1 protein-coding gene is annotated in these 295 nt (G+C 38.3%); it reads right to left on the bottom strand.

Annotation, left to right across the window (positions count from 1 at the left end; genetic code table 11):
- On the bottom strand, positions 1 to 269 hold a 269-nt coding region (locus tag AOA62_RS03850), incomplete at its 3' end, for an ATP-binding cassette domain-containing protein (protein WP_143521728.1).
- Between the last annotated feature and the right edge of the window lie 26 nt (positions 270 to 295).

Raw genomic sequence — 295 nt, 5'->3', positions numbered from 1 at the left:
CCAATGTGTTTTTTTCGAACCCCATCCATTTCTCTTTGACTAAGTTGAGATAAATTCTGTTCTAAAAAAGTTACGCTTCCTTCTGAAGGTTGATCAAGCCCTCCTAATACATTCATTAATGTCGTTTTACCTGACCCCGATCTTCCTTTTAAAATAACTAAAGAGTTCCCATGAATGCTCATGTTAATGCTTTGCAACGCGTGTACTGCTTTTTTCCCACTATCGAATGTTCGTGTGATATTGATTGCTTGAAGAATTGGTTCTGACAAACTGTGTCACCCCTCTTGTGTAAACC

The organism is Pseudomonas sp. 2995-3, assembly GCF_002742565.1.
Lineage (GTDB): Bacteria > Pseudomonadota > Gammaproteobacteria > Pseudomonadales > Pseudomonadaceae > Aquipseudomonas > Aquipseudomonas edaphica.
The sequence above is the reverse complement of the archived record's forward strand: the minus strand, read 5'-3'. Positions and strand labels throughout refer to the sequence as shown.